The organism is Streptomyces sp. A 4/2 (assembly GCF_940670765.1).
Taxonomy (GTDB): Bacteria; Actinomycetota; Actinomycetes; order Streptomycetales; family Streptomycetaceae; genus Streptomyces.
This window is the reverse complement of the sequence record NZ_CALNVW010000024.1, coordinates 1-16,320: the sequence shown is the minus strand read 5'-3', so window position 1 is coordinate 16,320 and position 16,320 is coordinate 1. Positions and strand designations below refer to the sequence as shown.

Genomic DNA, 16,320 nt, shown 5'->3' with positions numbered 1-16,320 from the left:
CCCCATGGCCTCGTACCGCCCGACCTCTCACCACAGCCCCATGACAAATTATTCAGCCACCAAGAACTCTGCATGACCATATGCAGCCCGGCAAGGGATGACCGATGATCGAATTCGACTCCGTGCACAAACGCTTCCCGAACGGCACCACCGCGGTCCACGACCTCAGCCTGGACATGCCGGAGGGGCAGATCACCGTCCTCGTCGGCTCGTCCGGCTGCGGGAAGACGACCACGCTCCGCATGATCAACCGCATGGTCGAGCAGACCTCGGGGACCATCCGTCTCGCGGGCAAGGACATCCGCGAGGCGGACGCCGCCGACCTGCGGCGCGGCATCGGTTACGTCATCCAGCAGTCCGGGCTCTTCCCGCACCGGACGATCCTCGACAACGTGGCGACGGTCCCGCTCCTCCTCGGCTGGGGCCGGAAGAAGGCCCGTGCCCGCGCCGCCGAGCTGCTGGAGACCGTCGGACTGAACGCCGACACCGCGAAGCGCTACCCGCACCAGCTCTCCGGCGGCCAGCAGCAGCGGGTCGGCGTGGCCCGCGCGCTCGCCGCCGACCCGCCGGTCCTGCTGATGGACGAGCCGTTCGGCGCGGTGGACCCGGTGGTCCGCACCCAGCTCCAGGACGAGCTGCTCAGGCTCCAGCAGGACATCGACAAGACGATCGTCTTCGTCACCCACGACATAGACGAGGCCGTGCGGCTCGGCGACCGAATAGCCGTCTTCCGTACCGGCGGCCATCTCGTCCAGTGCGCGGAGCCCGCCGAACTCCTCGCCCGTCCCGCCGACGCCTTCGTCGCGGACTTCCTGGGCGCCGAGCGCGGGCTGAAGCTCCTCTCGCTGTCCACGCTCGCGGGCGTACCGCAGACCGCGACCCCCACCGTCCGGGCCGGCGAGAAGCTCTCCGCCGCCAAGGGCGCGGCCCGCTGGCAGCTGGTCGTCTCGGCCGACGGCAAGCCGCTCGGCTGGCTCGACGCCGAGGCCGAAAAGGCGTCCGGCCCCACGAACGACACCGCGGGCGACGCCCGGCTGCTGCCCGTACGGGCCCTGCGCGACACCGACTCGCTGCTCTCCGCGCTCAACGAATCGGTCGCCTCCCCGGCCGGTCTCGTCGCCCGCGTCGACGCGGCAGGCGTCCTGACCGGCGTCACCGCGCGCGACGACATCCACGACCGCGCGGGCGAGGCCCACGCGGCAGCGGGCACGGGCAGCGCCGCATGACCATCGACTGGGGCTGGTTCCCCGACCACACCGGTGAGATGACCCATCTCACCGCGGACCATCTCTCCACCGCGGTACCCGCGGTCCTCCTCGGCCTGCTGATCGCGCTCCCCCTGGCGGTCCTCGCCCACCGGGTACGGCCGCTGCGCGGCTTCGTCCTCGGTCTCTCCAACATCCTCTACACGATCCCGTCCCTCGCCTTCTTCGTCCTGCTGCTCCCGATCACCGGGCTGACCCGGACGACCGCGATCACCGGGCTGACCGCGTACACCCTGGTCGTGCTCGTACGGAACACCGTCGAGGGCCTGGACGCGGTGCCCGCCAGGGTGCGCGAGGCGTCGACCGCCATGGGCACCAGGCCGCTGCGCACCCTGCTCACCGTCGAGCTGCCGCTCGCGCTCCCGGTGATCATGGCCGGTGTCCGGGTCTCCACCGTGATGTCGATCTCCCTGGTGAGCGTGGCCAGTTACATCGGGTACGGCGGCCTCGGCCAGCTCTTCACCGACGGCTTCCAGCGCAACTACCCCACCCCGGTCGTCGCCGGGGTGGTCCTGACCCTGCTGCTCGCCCTGGTGGCGGACGCGCTGCTGGTCACCGTCCAGTGGCTGTGCACGCCGTGGACCCACGAGCGAGGTGCCTGAGCCGTGATCGAACTCCTCAAGAACCTCGCCACCTGGCTGACCAGCTCCGCCCAGTGGTCCGGCCCGGAAGGCATCGCCCACCGGCTCGTCGAACACCTCCAGTACTCGCTGCTGGCCACCGTCGTCGCCGCCGTGATCGCGCTGCCCATCGGCATGCTGATCGGCCACACCGGACGCGGCGCGTTCCTCGCGGTCAACCTGGCCTCCTTCGGCCGCGCGCTGCCGACCGTCGGCCTGGTCACCCTGGTCTTCCTCGCGGGCGGCCTCTCCATCTGGCCGGTGTACATCTCGCTGGTGGCGCTCGCCGTGCCGGTGATCATCACCAATACGTACGCGGGCATGGCCGCCGTCGACCCCGAGGTCAAGGACGCGGCGAAGGGCGTCGGCCTGCGCGGGCACCAGGTCCTCTGGCAGGTCGAACTCCCCCTGGCGCTCCCCCTGATCATGACCGGCATCCGGCTGGCGACCGTCCAGGTCGTCGCCACCGCCACCATCGCCGCCTACGTCAGCTTCGGCGGCCTGGGCCGCTACGTGTTCGACGGCCTGGCCCAGCGCGATCTGGTGCAGGTACTCGGCGGCGCGGTGCTCGTCGCCGTCCTCGCCGTCCTCGCCGACCTGGCCCTGGGCGGGGTGCAGCGGCTGCTGCTGCGCGGCCGGCCCACCACCGCCCGCTGACCGCCCGCTGACTTCTGGAGACCCGAGATGAACCGACGTACCGCACTCACCGCCCTGCTGGCCGGTGCCTCCGCACCGCTGCTCGCCGCCTGCTCGTCCGGCATCACGTCCCTGAACGGGGACGGATCCGGCGGCGACACCGGCAGCAGCTCGGGCGGCCTGGTCATCGGCACCGCCAACTTCACCGAGAACCAGATACTCGGCTACCTCTACGCGGGGGTGCTCAAGGCCGCGGGCATCAAGACCACGGTCAAGCCCAACCTCGGCTCGCGGGAGATCATCGTGCCCGCGCTGAAGGGCGGCGACATCGACCTGCTCCCCGAGTACCAGGGCAGCCTGCTGCTCTACCTGGATCCGAAGGCCACCGAGACGGAGGCGGGCGCCATGCAGAACGCGCTCGCCGCGGTGCTCCCGGCGAGCCTGGAGGTGCTGCCGTACGCGGCGGCCGAGGACCGCGACAGCTTCGCGGTCACCCGCGAGACCGCCGATAGGTACGGCCTGAAGACCCTCGCCGACCTGAAGAAGGCCAACGGGAAACTGGTCTTCGGGGCCGCCGCCGAGATGAAGAAGCGGGTCGTCGGAGTCGTCGGGCTGAAGGACCAGTACGGCGTGGAGTTCAAGGAGTTCAAGGCCCTCGACTCGTCGGGGCCGCTGGTGAAGGGCGCGCTGAAGAAGGGCGACGTGGACGTGGCGAACGTCTTCACGACGGACGTGGACGTGGCGGCGAACAAGTGGGTCGTCCTGGAGGACCCGAAGAACCTGGTGCCCGCGCAGCACATCGTCCCGCTGGTCGCCGCCCGCAAGGCGGACGCCAAGGTCCGCAAGGCGCTGGCGGAGCTGGGCAACGCGCTCACCACGGCGGAACTGACCCGGCTGAACCGGCTGGTGGACAAGGACAAGCAGGACCCTGACCGGGTGGCCGACGCGTGGCTCAAGCGGCAGAAGCTGACGGCGTAGGCCGTGTCCGGTGGGTCTTCGCCGGGCTCGGATGACGGCGCGGGCCGTGTCCGGCCGGTCTTCGCCGGGCTTGGGTGACGGCGTAGGCCATGTCCGGGGGGGGCTTCGCCGGGCTCGGATGACGGCCGCGAGCGCAGGGGCGCGACGGGGGCGATTTCCCACCTGGTCCCCGAACCCGTACTGTCGGGGTTACCGACGCGGGGTGGAGCAGCTCGGTAGCTCGCTGGGCTCATAACCCAGAGGTCGCAGGTTCAAATCCTGTCCCCGCTACTGAAGACCGCAGGCCCGGTGCGCAAGCACCGGGCCTGCGGTGTTTTCCGTTCCCGGCGGGGCAGAGACCGGCCGGACTTTCCTTACCGGCCCGACTTTCCTTACCGGCCCGACTTCCCGACCGGCCCGACTTCCCGACCGGCCCGACTTTCCCGACCGGCCGGACTTCCTGCCCGGCCCAGGCCTGCCCGGCCCAGGCCTGCCCGGCCCAGGTCTACCCGGCCCGCGTCGCGGACCCCCGCTCCACCAGCCGCGGCGCGCACAGCACCCGCTTCCGCCGTACCCGGCGCCCCTCGATCGCCGCCACCGCGAGCCGCGCCGCCTGCGTGGCGATCTCCGCGAGCCCCCAGTCCAGCGTGGTCAGCGCGGGCGTCAGCACCCGCGACACCGGATGGTCGTCGAAGCCGACCACCGAGAGATCGCGCCCGATCACCCGCCCGGCCTCCGCCGCCGCCGCGTACACCCCGTACGCGATCGAGTCCGAGAAGCAGAAGACCGCCGTCGAACGCCCCCCGAGAACCCCTCGGGCGACCCCGGTGGCCTCGCCCAACTCCTGCGCGCAGGGCACGACTTCGACCTCCAGGCCGAGCCGGTCCGCCGCCTCCCGCACATACACGTCCGCGGGCCGGTCGGGCGTACTGGGCCCGGTGGGCGTCAGCACCGTCACGCACCGGTGCCCGAGCCCCGCCAGGTACCCGAGCACCGCATCGATACCGGCCCGGTTGTCGAAGAGCACCTCGCCCGCGGTGCTCGCCTGCTGGAGCGAGTCCCCGATCGAGACCACCGGCACCGCGTCGGCGATCTTCGCCCAGCCCCCGGCCGACGGGTCGACGGGCGACACCAGCAGGCCGTCCACCCGCTGGTCACGCAGCTGTTTGGCGAGGACGAGCTCCCGGTCCGGGTCGCCGCCCGCGTCGAGGATCAGCGCGTACCGGTCCCCCGCGAGCAGTTCCCGTCCTATGGCCGCCATCAACTGCTGCTGCCAGAGGTCCTGGAGGTCACCGGCGAGGACGCCGACCATGCTCGTACGGCCGCTGGCGAGGGCACGGGCGATGGGATCGGCCTCGTAACCCAGCTCGGCGGCGGCTCTGCGGACGCGTTCCTCGGTCTCCTTGGAGACCTGTTTGCCGCGCAGGGCGTACGAGACGGCGGCAGTGGAGAGTCCGGTGGCCTCGGCCACCTCGCGGAGGGTGGTGCGCTTGCTGGGCCTGGCCATGCCCGGAAGCCTACCGGCCGCTCTTGACACCCCGCCTCGTTAACCGCTTCACTTAAGCGCATCACTGAACCGCTTAACACGAGAGTGACCCTTGCTTGTAGACGTCCACCAACATCTCTGGCCCCCGGCCTTCACGGAGCTGCTGCGCGCCCGCCGGACAGGTCCGCACCTCGACGGATGGACGCTCCACCTGCCGGGCGAACCGCCGTACCAGGTCGACCCCGCCGACCACGACCTCGCCGCCCGCACCGCGCTCGCCCGCTCCGACGGCCTCGGGCTGGCACTCGTCTCGCTCTCCAGCCCCCTCGGTATCGAATATCTGCCACCCGCCGAGTCGGCCCCGCTCCTCGCCGCCTTCCACGAGGGCGCCCTGGCGCTGCCCGCCCCCTTCGGTGTCTGGGCCTCGGCCGGTCTCGTCGCCCCCGACCCGGACTCGCTCGCCGACACCCTCGACCGGGGCTGCGCGGGCCTCCAACTCCCGGCCACCGCGCTGCTGGACGAGGCGGGCTGGGCCCACTGCGCCCCGCTGATCGACACCCTCACCCGCGCGGACAAGCCGCTCTTCGTCCACCCGGGCGCGGCCCCGGCCGGCGACCCCGGCGCGCCGCCGTGGTGGCCCGCTCTGGTGCCGTACCTCCAGCAGATGCACGCCGCGTGGTTCGCCTTCCGTGCGTTCGGCCGCCCGCGCCATCCCGGGCTGCGCATCTGCTTCGCCGCCCTGGCGGGCCTCGCCCCGCTGCACGGCGAGCGCCTCGCGGCGCGCGGCGGCGGACGCGGCCCGGTGGACTTCGACGCCTTCTACGAGACCTCCTCGTACGGCACCCGGGCCGTGGACGCGCTGGTCCGGGCCGTCGGCATCGATGTGGTCGTCTCGGGCAGCGACCGCCCGTACGCCGTCCCCGTCCACCCCGACCTCGGGGCCGACGCCGCCGTCCACGCCCTGCGTGCCACCAACCCCGCCCGCCTCCTGAACGGAGCACGCCCATGACGTACGACGCCGCGCTGCCCGACCGCAATCTCGACAAGCGTGAACTCCGGGCCCTGGTCGACGACTTGGCGGCCAGGCCGGAGCTGTGGCGCTCGGAGGTCGCGTTCTCCGACACCGACCGCCACTACGCCTCGCTGCACCGCGACGAGTACGTGGACATCTGGCTGCTCTGCTGGACCCGGCAGAACGACACCGGCTGGCACGACCACGACATCTCGTCCGGCGCGGTCCGGGTGGTCCAGGGCGCGCTGACCGAGTCCAACCCCCGCATCGGCGGCCACCACCTGGCCACGGCGGTCGGCGCGGACACCTCGTTCTGCTTCGGCCCGGACCACATCCACCGCCTCACCGGGGCCACGGACGACGCGGTCTCGATCCACGCGTACTCGCCGCCGCTCTGGCGGCTCGGCCAGTACGACATCAGCGATGACGGCCTGATGCGACGCCATTCCGTCTCATATGCGGACGAACTCCGACCGATGGACTCTCCCGCAGCCTGAGAATCCGCTGATTATCGAGTCGATCGACCGCCACCTATTGACCTTCCATTCATCACCGCACACTCTGCATAGATCAATACATGAGGGTGCGGGGGGACGAGAGAGGAGGCCGTCGGATGGCAGGCCTGGTGGAACAGCGGTCGATCGATGTCGTCCCGGACGAGGAGCGTCACGGCAGCGCCTTCTCCCAGTTCACGCTCTGGGTCGGCGCCAATCTCCACATCACCGCGGTCGTCACGGGCGCGCTCGCCGTGGTCTTCGGCGGCGGCGCGCTCTGGTCGATCGTCGGCCTGCTGCTCGGCAATCTGCTGGGCGGCGCGGTGATGGCGCTGCACTCGGCGCAGGGACCGCGGCTCGGTCTGCCCCAGATGATCTCGTCCCGCGCCCAGTTCGGGGTCCGGGGAGCGGTGGTCCCGCTCCTCCTCGTCATCCTGATGTACGTCGGGTTCTTCGCCAGCGGCACGGTCCTGGCGGGCGAGGCGGTGGGCAAGCTGACCCACCTCGGCGACACCACAGGCATCATCGTCTTCGGCGTGATCACCGCCGTGATGGCCGTCATCGGCTACCGGATCATCCACACGCTGGGCCGGGTGGCGAGCATCGTGTGCGCGGTGGCCTTCGTCTACCTGGGCATCCGGCTGCTGGACCGCATCGACCTCTCCACGGTCCTGCACGACCACAGCTTCTCCGTCCCGCTGTTCCTCCTCGCGATCTCGCTCTCGGCCTCCTGGCAGCTGGCCTTCGGCCCGTACGTCGCGGACTACTCGCGCTACCTGCCGCGCACGACGAGCGGACGTGCCACGTTCTGGTGGACCCTCGGCGGCACCGCGCTGGGCTCCCAGTGGTCGATGACGTTCGGCGTCCTCGTCGCGGCCACGGCGGGCGACGCGTTCCTCGACGACCAGGTCGGTTACGTGGTCGGCCTCGGCGGCACCGGCCTGATGGCCTCGGTCCTCTACTTCGTCATCGCCCTGGGCAAACTCACCATCAATGTGCTCAACACCTACGGCGGCTTCATGTCGATGGTGACGAGCATCAGCGGATTCCGCGGCCAGAAGACCCTCTCCCCGCGCGGACGCACGCTCTACATCCTGCTCATCATGCTCGCCGGTACGGCGGTGGCGCTCGCGGGCAAGGACAGCTTCCTGAACTCCTTCAAGGACTTCCTGCTGTTCCTGCTGGCCTTCTTCACCCCGTGGTCGGCGATCAACCTGGTCGACTACTACCTGATCTCCCGCGAGCGCTACGACATCCCCGCCCTGTCCGACCCGAACGGCCGCTACGGCGCCTGGCGCTGGGACGCGCTCCTGGTCTACGGCATCGGGCTGCTGGCCCAATTCCCCTTCCTGGCCACGTCCTTCTACACGGGCCCGCTGGTGGACCCGCTGGGCGGCGCGGACATCTCCTGGATCGTGGGGCTGGTGGTCCCGGCGGCGCTGTACTGGCTGCTGGCCCGCCGGGACACGTCACACATCCCGGAAGCGACGATCGTCACGGCGGCGGGCCAGGTGCCGGGCCAGGTGCCGGGCCGGCGGAACGAGCCGGACCGGAGGCAGCCCCGAATCGGATTGGGGGGTTAGCCCCACTGCTCCGGGGCCCCCGGATTCGTACCGTGTACGACATGGAAGCCAGCGACGCAGAGCTGAAGAAGGAACTCGACGCCGCCCTGCACGCCCGCAGGGAGCTGGGCGAGGAGTACGACTCCGCCCTGGTCGAGTCGTTCCTGGAGAAGGTGGAGCAGCGGCTCGACAGCACGGTGGACCGGCGGGTCCGGCGGCAGTTCGCCGAGCAGCAGGTGGCGGTGGCCCGGGGCAGCCGTCCGGCGCAGTCGGAGAGCGGATTCGGTGAGCGGTTCGGATTCGGGATCGTCACGATGATCCTGGCCGTCCCGCTGTCGGCGATCGGCGTGGTGAACGCACATCTGCCGGGCCTCATCGCCACCTGGGTCGGCATCGTCGGCGTCAACATGGTGCACGCGGCGCGGGACGGGGGGCTGTTCGGGTTCCACCGGGTGAAGTCGTCGTCCTCGTCCTCTTCCTCCGACTGGGACAGCTGAACGCCGAAGAGGTGACCGCGGGGACCGCCGCACCCCCGGCGGTGCACGCAGCGCGGGACGGGGGCTGCTCAGGCCCCACCCGGCGAAGCCACCGACATCCGCCCCCTCTTCCCACTCCGACCGGGACAGCTGAACACCGAAGAGGTGACCGCGGGGACCGCCGCACCTCCGGCGGGCCGGAGGGCGGGACGACGACGGTCCCCGCGAGGGACGCGGTCCCGGGTCAGGGCCGGGGTACCGCGTCCGTGGCGTCCTGGAGGCCGGGAGCCGCTCCGGAGGTCCTTGACGCCGTTCGTGGTGCCGGAAGGTTTCCCTTCCGGCACTCACCAATGTGCCCCAGTGGTGTTAAGCCCGTGCTGCGCGGACGTGACACGCACGTACCGAATTGGCACGGCCCGAACCGGCACGGCCCGGATCGGCACGGCCCGGATCGGCACGGGCCCGGATCAGGACGGCCCGGATCAGGGACGCTCCGCGTTCAGCGTGCGCCGGTCACGCCTCGACCTTGGCGAGGAACGCCAGCAGGTCCTGCCGCGTCACGACCCCCTTCGGCTTCCCCTCCACCAGCACGATCGCCGCGTCCGCCTTGCCCAGCACGGCCATCAGATCGCCGACCGGCTCGCCCGAACCGACCAGCGGCAGCGGCGCCGACATGTGCTTCTCCAGGGCGTCGCCCAGCGAGGCCCGCTGGGTGAACAGCGCGTCGAGCAGCTCGCGCTCCACCACCGAGCCGATGACCTCGGCCGCCATCACGTCCGGATGTCCGGCCCCCGGCTTGACGATCGGCATCTGCGAGACGCCGTACTCCCGCAGCACCTCGATCGCCTCGCCCACCGTCTCCTCCGGGTGCATGTGCACCAGGCTGGGGATGCCGTGCGACTTGTACTCGAGTACGTCGGCGACGCACGGTTCGTCGCCCGGCTGCTCCAGGAACCCGTAGTCGTTCATCCATTCGTCGTTGAAGATCTTCGAGAGGTATCCGCGTCCGCTGTCCGGCAGCAGGACCACGACGATGTCGTCGGGGCCCAGGTCCTCCGCCACCTTCAGCGCCGCCACGACCGCCATCCCGCAGGAGCCGCCGACCAGCAGACCCTCCTCCTTGGCGAGCCGGCGCGTCATCCGGAAGGAGTCCTTGTCGGACACGGCGACGATGCCGTCCGTGACGGTCCTGTCGTACGCGGTCGGCCAGAAGTCCTCACCGACGCCCTCGACGAGGTACGGCCGCCCGGAACCCCCGGAGTACACCGAGCCCTCGGGGTCCGCGCCGATGACCCGGACCCGGCCGTCCGAGACGTCCTTCAGATAGCGCCCGGTGCCGGTGATCGTGCCGCCGGTGCCGACACCCGCGACGAAGTGGGTGATCTTCCCCTCCGTCTGCTCCCACAGCTCGGGACCGGTGGTCTCGTAGTGCGAGCGCGGGTTGTTGGGGTTGCTGTACTGATCGGGCTTCCAGGCGCCCGGCGTCTCCCTGACCAGGCGGTCGGAGACGTTGTAGTACGAGTCGGGGTGGTCCGGGTCGACCGCCGTCGGGCAGACGACGACGTCGGCGCCGTACGCCCGCAGCACATTGATCTTGTCCGTGGACACCTTGTCCGGGCAGACGAAGATGCACTTGTAGCCCTTCTGCTGGGCCACGATCGCAAGGCCGACACCGGTGTTCCCGGAGGTCGGTTCGACGATCGTGCCGCCGGGCTGCAGCTCACCGCTCTGCTCCGCCGCCTCGATCATGCGTACGGCGATGCGGTCCTTCACGGAGCCGCCCGGGTTGAAGTATTCGACCTTGGCCAGGACGGTCGCCCTGATACCGGCGGTCACATGGTTGAGCCTCACCAGCGGGGTGTTGCCTACGAGGCTGATCATCGAGTCGTGGAAGTGCACCATGGCGGTCAGCGTATTGGAGAAGATTGAGCGGCACCGGTCTCCGGGCAGTTACGACTTGGTCGGCCGGACACCGCCCGGCAGGTGTCCGGCCATGAGGAGGTGGCAGTGTCGAGGGCGAGGGTGGCACGCCGGATCGCCGCGGGCGCGGCGTACGGCGGAGGAAGCATCGGCCTGGTCGGAGCGGCTGCGGTGGGTGTGGTGCTCGCGGAGGTCCAGCTGGCGAAGCGGTCGGTGGGCGGTGGGCGGGCCCCGGACGCGCCGAGCGCGGACGGGCGGTACGGATTGGCGTTCGCCGGGCGCACCGAACGCCTGGAGCCGCTGCGGCTCGCGATGCTCGGCGACTCGACGGCGGCGGGGCAGGGCGTACGACGGGCGGGCCAGACCCCGGCCGCGCTGCTGGCCTCCGGGCTCGCGGCGGTGGCCGAGCGGCCGGTGGACCTGCGGAACGTGGCGCTGCCCGGCGCGATGTCGGACGACCTGGACCGCCAGGTGACGCTGGTGCTCACGGATCCCGCCGGTACGCCGGAGGTCTGCGTGATCATGATCGGCGCGAACGACGTGACGCACCGGATGCCGGCCACCCGGTCCGTGCGGCACCTGGCCACGGCGGTACGGCGGCTGCGCACGGCAGGGGCGGAGGTCATCGTCGGGACCTGCCCCGACCTGGGCACGGTGGAGCCGGTCTACCAGCCGCTGCGCTGGCTGGCCCGCCGCGTCTCGCGGCAGCTGGCGGCGGCCCAGACGATCGGCGTGGTCGAACAGGGCGGGCGGACCGTGTCGCTGGGCGAGATGCTGGGCCCCGAGTTCGCGGCGAACCCGCGCGAGCTGTTCGGCCCGGACAACTACCACCCGTCGGCGGAGGGGTACGCGACGGCCGCGATGGCGGTCCTGCCCACCCTCTGCGCGGCCCTGGGCCTGTGGCCGGAGGCCGACCGGCTGGACGCGACCCGCGACGAGGACATGCTCCCGGTGGCGAAGGCCGCATCGGCAGCGGCGTCGGAGGCGGGTACCGAGGTCACCGGGGCGCGGGCCCCGTGGGCGCTGCTGAAGCACCGCAGGCGGAGGCGGCTGCCGGAGACACCGGAGGCGTCGGAACCGGCCGACACTGCGCCGCACGGGTGAGATCCGGGACCGCCCCGGCGCGTCCTGAGCGGTCGCTTAGAAAAGAGTCCCGCATCACATGCCCGGTCCGGTGACCTTCACGGTACGTCCGGGTAACTTCCAATCAGCCGTGCCTTCCTGCGCCGCCCGCACGCAACCCGACCACCACCCCCAGCACCCCGTCACCCGACCACCGCACCCTCTGGAGCCGTGATGCCCGAAGCCGTGATCGTGTCAACCGCCCGCTCCCCCATCGGCCGCGCCTTCAAGGGCTCGCTGAAGGACCTGCGCGCCGACGACCTCACCGCCACCATCATCCAGGCCGCCCTCGCCAAGGTCCCCGAGCTGGATCCCACGGACATCGACGACCTGATGCTCGGCTGCGGGCTGCCCGGCGGCGAGCAGGGCAACAACATGGGCCGCATCGTCGCCGTACAGATGGGGATGGACCACCTTCCCGGCTGCACGGTCACCCGCTACTGCTCCTCCTCCCTCCAGACCTCCCGGATGGCGATGCACGCCATCAAGGCGGGCGAGGGCGACGTCTTCATCTCCGCCGGTGTCGAGATGGTGTCCCGCTTCGTGAAGGGCAATTCGGACAGCCTCCCGGACACGCACAACCCGCTCTTCGCGGACGCGGAGGCGCGCACCGCGGCGGTGGCGGAGAGCGAGGGCGCCTCCTGGCACGACCCGCGCGAGGACGGCCTGGTGCCCGACGCGTACATCGCGATGGGGCAGACCGCCGAGAACCTGGCCGGGCTCAAGGGCATCAGCCGCCAGGAGATGGACGAGTTCGGCGTACGGTCCCAGAACCTCGCCGAGGAAGCCATCAAGAACGGCTTCTGGGCGCGGGAGATCACCCCGGTCACGCTCCCCGACGGCACGGTCGTCTCGAAGGACGACGGCCCGCGCGCCGGAGTCACCCTCGAAGGCGTGCAGGGCCTGAAGCCGGTCTTCCGGCCCGACGGCCGGGTCACCGCGGGCAACTGCTGCCCGCTGAACGACGGCGCCGCCGCACTCGTCATCATGAGCGACACCAAGGCGCGCGAGCTGGGGCTGACCCCGCTGGCCCGGATCGTCTCGACCGGGGTCACCGGCCTGTCCCCCGAGATCATGGGATACGGCCCGGTGGAGGCGTCGAAGCAGGCGCTGAAGCGGGCCGGTCTGACCATCGGCGACATCGACCTGGCCGAACTGAACGAGGCGTTCGCCGCTCAAGTCATCCCGTCCTACCAGGACTTGGGCCTCGACCTGGACAAGGTGAACGTCAACGGCGGCGCCATCGCCGTCGGTCACCCCTTCGGCATGACCGGCGCGCGGATCACCGGCACACTGATCAACAGCCTCCAGTTCCACGACAAGCAGTTCGGTCTGGAGACGATGTGCGTCGGCGGCGGCCAGGGCATGGCCATGGTCATCGAGCGCCTCAGCTGACCTGAATCAGCTTGTTCGGCCTGAAGTACTCCGCTACCCAGAGGCACGGCTGATGCCGCCCCTGTCACAACCGTGCCTCAGGTAAGCCTCTCGCCACCCAGCTGTGACCGAATCTCCCCCAGGATGTGACCTACGTCCCGGGGGAGAGTTGTTTCCGCAGGTCACAGCAGTATCGGGACAGAACATAGGGCACAAAGACCTGTCCAATTCATGACGTAATGCACTGCCGGTGGGAGCACTCTCACGACAAGCTGATGTAGGAAGTCGGGGAACGATTGAATCCGGGAGTAAGTCAGTGAGCACTTTGTCGATTGCCCTGCTGCTGACGACGGCCGCCGCCACGGCCGTCGGCGCTGCGTCCCTCTATGCCGCGCACGGCCTGCGCGGTCAGATCGCCGCCCTGCGCGACGACCTGGCTGCCACGTCCCGCGGCACCCGGGGCGCCACCGTACCGGCCGCCCGTGAGACTCCGGTCGCGGAGATACGCGCGGCCGTCGCCGAGGCGCTGGCCGAGGAACGCGAACGCGAACTGGCCGAGGCGCGCGCCTTCTGGGCGGCGCAGGAGTCCCGTGACGCCGCGGACACCCCGTCCCTGCTGGGCGGTCTGGCCGGACTCGGCGAGGACGCCGCGTTCTTCCTGCCGCGCCAGGCCGACTTCACCGGCTTCGAATCCGGCCTCGAATCCGGTCCGGACGGTGGCCTGGACAGTGCCCTGAACGACGCCCTTCTGGGGCGCGGCTTCGAATCGCCCTTCGCGCCGGAGCTCGAACCGGCCGTCGACGCAGGCATCGAGGCGGACGACGAGCCGGGCGTCGACGAGTACGCCAACGACAGTGCCGAGCTGGCCGCCGCCCGCCGCAGGCACCCCTCGCACCCCGACTTCGTACCGGTCCGGACACCGGTGGTGACCGACCACGAGCGCATGGTGACCCGCCTGGAAGAGCTGGCCGAGACCCGCACCGCGCTCTCCGACGTGCGCCCCGGCCCGCTCGGCACGCTCGATGTGTACGTCTTCGCCGACGGCACCACGCTCTGCATGACCCCGGGCCACCGCGAGACCGCCGAACGGCTCGCCGAGGCGCTGCGCGCGGGCGACACCCCGGTCCTGCTGGGCGGTTCCGGCATCTCCGGTGCGTACGCGCTGACCTTCACCTGCGGCGAGGAGAACGTCTACATCCTCGCCGACCGCGTCATCGCGTCCCTGTAGTCCCGCAGCGCCCTCAGCGCCCGCAGTCCCCGCAGCACCCGCACCCGACGGCCCTCCGCGGACCCGACCCGCCCCTCACAGACCCGAACCGGCCTCGGCCGCTTCCACCAACTTCACGGCCTCGTCCAGCTCCACGGACGAGGCCGTTCGCAGCTCCAGGGCCAAGTCGTTCCCCGCTACGGCGAGTTGGTCGGCCACGGCGAATATCCCGGCGTCTGGCATGACCCGCACGGCAGCGCCCGCCCCTTGCCGACGCTGCGCCTCCAAGCGCTGTGCGCGGGACGAGAGTTCCCTGGCCAGCGCGAGCCCGTCGGCGGCGGCGCCCCGCTGAAGACGGCTCTGCGGGGCGGCGCGCAGCCGGTCGGCGAAGCGTTCCACTGCGGCGGTGAGGGGGGTCGTATCAAGCACGCCGCGACCTTACGCGCCCGTCCAGGACTGTTGCCAACGGGCCGACGCTCAGGCACGGTGCAGTGAAGGACCAGCACGAGGGCCCGTCCCGCTACCACCGGGCTCTCCACGGCCGACTCAGCGCAACGCCTCCGGAGGCGCCGATGTCCCAAGTCTTCTCCGAAGAGACCCATCGCAATCTGCTCTCCCGCATCCCCCAGTGCACGGGCCGCGAAGTGTCCGACTGGCTCCGTGCCGTCGACGAAGGCCCCACCCTCGTCCGTTTCGACGAGAAGGTCAGCTGGCTCAGGACCGAGCACCACCTGGCCTACGGCCACGCCAAGGCGATCATCCACGAGTACGACCTGCGGCGAGCCGCCCGACGGCTGCGCTGAGGCGTACGGTCCCCCTCCCCCCGTCTTCGCCCCGTCGGCTCCGGCCTGCGGGGCGAAGTGCTGTCGTGCCGCGCGCCTTGACCGTGAGCACGCCGGGACGTGCCGGGCAGCCGTGCCACGGACGCACCGAGCGCCCACGTCCGACGGGCCAAGTGCCTTCGCCCGGAAGGGATTTCAGAGATCCGGCGGTATTGACAGGCATCCCGGGCGCCAGAATCATGACCCCGTGAGCGCTCCCGGGAGCGCTCACGTACCCGGCTCCCTCCACCGTCCTCACCGTCTTCCCATCCCTCACCGGCCGTTCACCGGCCGGGGCAAGAAGGGCGACGCACTTGTCCGCAGCCAGCACGTCACGACGGGCCACGATCGACGACGTCGCCCGGTCGGCCGGGGTCTCCCGGCAGACCGTGTCCCGGGCGATCAACGACAAGCCCGAGATCGACCCGGCGACCCGGCAGCACGTGCTCCAGGTCGCCCGCGCGATGGGCTACCGGCCGAGCCGCTTCGCCCGCGGCATGGTCAGCCAGGGGGTCACCACCGTCGGACTCGTCATCGCGGACGTCCTCAACCCCTTCTTCCCCGAGGTGGTGTCGGGGGTGATGGAGGCCGCCGACAAACGCGGCTGGCAGGTCACCGTCCACAGCACCGGCCACGCGACGGAACGCGAGTCGTCGGTGGCCGACACCGTCGCCGAACACGTCGACGCCTGTGTGGCGTTCATGATCGACCCGGTGGCGGTGGAGCGCATCCGCGCCTCCGGCATCCCGCTCGTCCTGCTGAACCACGAGGCGCCGCCGCCCTCGGTGGGCGGTGTCCGGATCGACTTCGAGTCGGGGATCCGGCAGGCGGTCGGCCATCTGACCGCCCGTGGCCACACCCGGATCGCCATGCTCGACGACCGCGCGAACAGCGACGCCCTGCTGCCGGACACCCGGCACGGGCTCTTCCTGCGGGTGGCCGCCGAACACGCGCTGCCCGTGGACGAGGCCTGGGTGCTGCCCGCCGAGAACTCCCTGGACGGCGGCGCGGAGGCGATGGACCGGCTGCTGGCGGCCCTTCCGGGGGCCACCGCGGTGGTCGCGTACAACGACCTCATCGCCATCGGTGCCATGCGCCGCGCCCTGGCCCGGGGGCTCTCGGTCCCCGGGGACTGCGCCTTCGTCGGCTGCGACGGGCTGATGCTGGGGCGGCTCGTCGACCCCCCGCTCACCACGCTGCACATCGACAAGGAACAGCTGGGCCGGGCCGCCGTACGCCAGGTCGAGGCGCTGATGTCCGGTGACCGGCCCGAGGAGGCCGTGATCGTCCCCGACCTGGTGATCCGCGCGTCCAGCTGACCGCCCACCCACCACCACGGCCCCGCCCACCACCGCCGCCACCCACCAC

At 71.1% G+C, this 16,320-nt stretch carries 16 protein-coding genes and 1 tRNA gene; 14 read left to right on the top strand and 3 right to left on the bottom strand.

The window, feature by feature from the left end; genetic code table 11:
* The first annotated feature begins 104 nt into the window (after positions 1–104).
* The 5 genes from NBY69_RS18650 to NBY69_RS18630 all read left to right on the top strand — a co-directional run bounded on the left by NBY69_RS18650 (position 105) and on the right by NBY69_RS18630 (position 3,769).
* A complete protein-coding gene (locus tag NBY69_RS18650) occupies positions 105–1,226 on the top strand; it encodes an ABC transporter ATP-binding protein (protein ID WP_250302143.1) in 1,122 nt (373 codons plus the stop codon).
* Positions 1,223–1,867, top strand: coding sequence for an ABC transporter permease (locus NBY69_RS18645; RefSeq protein ID WP_250302142.1), 645 nt, complete (start codon positions 1,223–1,225; stop codon positions 1,865–1,867). Before NBY69_RS18650 ends, NBY69_RS18645 begins: the two co-directional genes overlap by 4 nt.
* 3 nt (positions 1,868–1,870) lie before the next feature.
* The gene (locus tag NBY69_RS18640) at positions 1,871–2,542 is read left to right on the top strand and encodes an ABC transporter permease (protein ID WP_250302141.1); all 672 of its coding nucleotides are present in this window, start codon (positions 1,871–1,873) and stop codon (positions 2,540–2,542) included.
* 27 nt (positions 2,543–2,569) lie between these two features.
* The gene (locus tag NBY69_RS18635) at positions 2,570–3,499 is read left to right on the top strand and encodes an ABC transporter substrate-binding protein (RefSeq protein WP_250302140.1); all 930 of its coding nucleotides are present in this window, start codon (positions 2,570–2,572) and stop codon (positions 3,497–3,499) included.
* Between the two features lie 196 nt (positions 3,500–3,695).
* Positions 3,696–3,769: transfer RNA gene (locus tag NBY69_RS18630), tRNA-Met, on the top strand.
* Positions 3,770–3,983: 214 nt separating this feature from the next.
* Here NBY69_RS18630 and NBY69_RS18625 read toward each other — a convergent pair.
* Complete coding sequence (locus NBY69_RS18625; protein ID WP_250302139.1) at positions 3,984–4,985, bottom strand: LacI family DNA-binding transcriptional regulator; 1,002 nt, start codon at positions 4,983–4,985, stop codon at positions 3,984–3,986.
* Between the two features lie 91 nt (positions 4,986–5,076).
* On the opposite strand from NBY69_RS18625, the gene NBY69_RS18620 reads away from it, so the two are divergent.
* The 4 genes from NBY69_RS18620 (at position 5,077) to NBY69_RS18605 (ending at position 8,529) form a co-directional block, all read left to right on the top strand.
* Positions 5,077–5,973 carry an amidohydrolase gene (locus tag NBY69_RS18620; protein WP_250302138.1) on the top strand — a complete coding sequence of 299 codons (897 nt, stop codon included), beginning with the start codon at positions 5,077–5,079 and terminating at the stop codon, positions 5,971–5,973.
* Positions 5,970–6,473: a cysteine dioxygenase family protein gene (locus tag NBY69_RS18615; protein ID WP_250302137.1), complete on the top strand. Its 504-nt coding sequence runs from the start codon at positions 5,970–5,972 to the stop codon at positions 6,471–6,473. Before NBY69_RS18620 ends, NBY69_RS18615 begins: the two co-directional genes overlap by 4 nt.
* A gap of 116 nt (positions 6,474–6,589) precedes the next feature.
* Complete coding sequence (locus NBY69_RS18610) at positions 6,590–8,053, top strand: cytosine permease (protein WP_250302136.1); 1,464 nt, start codon at positions 6,590–6,592, stop codon at positions 8,051–8,053.
* 41 nt (positions 8,054–8,094) lie between these two features.
* Positions 8,095–8,529, top strand: coding sequence for a hypothetical protein (locus tag NBY69_RS18605; RefSeq protein WP_250302135.1), 435 nt, complete (start codon positions 8,095–8,097; stop codon positions 8,527–8,529).
* Between the two features lie 492 nt (positions 8,530–9,021).
* Here the strand turns inward: NBY69_RS18605 and NBY69_RS18600 are convergent, their stop codons facing one another.
* Entirely contained in the window at positions 9,022–10,407 is a 1,386-nt protein-coding gene (locus NBY69_RS18600; RefSeq protein ID WP_250302211.1) for a cystathionine beta-synthase, read from the bottom strand.
* 123 nt (positions 10,408–10,530) lie between these two features.
* On the opposite strand from NBY69_RS18600, the gene NBY69_RS18595 reads away from it, so the two are divergent.
* The 3 genes from NBY69_RS18595 to NBY69_RS18585 all read left to right on the top strand — a co-directional run bounded on the left by NBY69_RS18595 (position 10,531) and on the right by NBY69_RS18585 (position 14,152).
* The gene (locus NBY69_RS18595) at positions 10,531–11,532 is read left to right on the top strand and encodes an SGNH/GDSL hydrolase family protein (protein ID WP_250302210.1); all 1,002 of its coding nucleotides are present in this window, start codon (positions 10,531–10,533) and stop codon (positions 11,530–11,532) included.
* Between the two features lie 192 nt (positions 11,533–11,724).
* On the top strand, positions 11,725–12,945 hold the full coding sequence (locus NBY69_RS18590) for an acetyl-CoA C-acetyltransferase (protein WP_250302134.1): 1,221 nt from the start codon (positions 11,725–11,727) through the stop codon (positions 12,943–12,945).
* Positions 12,946–13,240: 295 nt separating this feature from the next.
* Entirely contained in the window at positions 13,241–14,152 is a 912-nt protein-coding gene (locus NBY69_RS18585; protein WP_250302133.1) for a hypothetical protein, read from the top strand.
* Between the two features lie 75 nt (positions 14,153–14,227).
* Here NBY69_RS18585 and NBY69_RS18580 read toward each other — a convergent pair whose 3' ends face one another.
* Positions 14,228–14,560, bottom strand: coding sequence for a hypothetical protein (locus NBY69_RS18580; protein ID WP_250302132.1), 333 nt, complete (start codon positions 14,558–14,560; stop codon positions 14,228–14,230).
* A gap of 143 nt (positions 14,561–14,703) precedes the next feature.
* Between NBY69_RS18580 and NBY69_RS18575 the strand changes: the two genes are divergently transcribed.
* Complete coding sequence (locus NBY69_RS18575; RefSeq protein WP_250302131.1) at positions 14,704–14,934, top strand: DUF4287 domain-containing protein; 231 nt, start codon at positions 14,704–14,706, stop codon at positions 14,932–14,934.
* Positions 14,935–15,266: 332 nt separating this feature from the next.
* A complete protein-coding gene (locus tag NBY69_RS18570; protein WP_250302130.1) occupies positions 15,267–16,271 on the top strand; it encodes a LacI family DNA-binding transcriptional regulator in 1,005 nt (334 codons plus the stop codon).
* The last annotated feature ends 49 nt before the right edge of the window (positions 16,272–16,320 follow it).